Below are 1055 nucleotides of genomic sequence, written 5' to 3'. Positions count from 1 at the left end.
GGCCAAGGGGGCGGCGGCCCTCGACGCGCCGGTGGCGGTCATGGCGGTGACGGACGCGAAGGGGCTGGAGTTCGACTCGGTGATCGTGGCGGAGCCGGACCTCATCGCCGCCCAGTCGCCGCGAGGGCCGAGCGACCTGTATGTTGCTCTCACCCGTGCCACGCAACGGCTCGGGGTCGTACACGAGCGGCCGCTGTCGCAGGCTCTGCAGGGCTTGCCAAGCCGTTCGCCCGCACCGGCAAATGGGCTTTGACCGGCTTTAGTGTGCCTGGTGAAACATGTCCTACCTGCGAAAACTTGATGTTTCTGCTGATCGGGACACGGTTGACATCTGAGGTGGAGTCGGTAGTTTGCTGCGCAGTCCAGCACGGGACTTGGCCGGTTGGCCGTCTCTGACATCGCCGGATCCTGCGTCCGTGACGGAGCGTGGCTTCGTCCACACAGCCAGGTGCAGGGCCGTCGGTCCGTCGAGTCGGGGCACCCCAACCGGGCGGGGGGTTGGACCCGGGACGGGTCCGGGAGCCCAGTAGACAACGGAATTCCGAGCTCGCCGCCGACGAGACGGGTCCGGTCCGAAGGGTTTCCGGGCCCTCTTCCCGCTCTCGTGCGCTGGACCGCCAGTGCGCCGGGTGGTCCCGTCGGTCGCGGGATCACCCTGCCTGGCCCTTCTGCGTGGGCTGCCCGGGTTTCGTCTGATTTGGGTGTTTCGCGCCGCGTGGCGTGGGCCGGCCGGGCCTTGTACCCGCTCGGCCGGGGTTTGGCGCGCCATGGGCTGCTTCCGGCTGCTTCCGGCTGCTTCCGGCGCCGGGGCTCCTGCGCCGTCCGGCCCGCCTGGGTCGCCTGGCGCGGATTTTCCGATCTTCCCGCGCCGCGCTGGCGTGAGCGTGGCCGACGGGGCGGTAGCGTTTTCGCAAGCAGGCTTGCGAGTTGGCGAGGAGACCTCGGAGTGGTTCAGGACAAAACGAGCCTACCGCCCGTGCCCGGGCGCGACTCGACCACGCCCGAGGGGCCTTCACCGGCCGCGCCCGCCCCGACAACGATGCCCGGTACGGCTT

General features: G+C 69.9%; 1 protein-coding gene. It reads left to right on the top strand.

The window, feature by feature from the left end:
* Positions 1-253, top strand: a 253-nt coding sequence (locus ETD85_RS62415; RefSeq protein ID WP_170247521.1) for an ATP-binding domain-containing protein, incomplete at its 5' end; no start/stop codon positions are given.
* Between the last annotated feature and the right edge of the window lie 802 nt (positions 254-1055).

Origin of the sequence: Nonomuraea zeae, assembly GCF_005889725.1 — a bacterium.
Classification (GTDB): domain Bacteria; phylum Actinomycetota; class Actinomycetes; order Streptosporangiales; family Streptosporangiaceae; genus Nonomuraea; species Nonomuraea zeae.
Note: the sequence above shows the minus strand (reverse complement) of the source record. Positions and strands in the feature narration are given on the sequence as shown.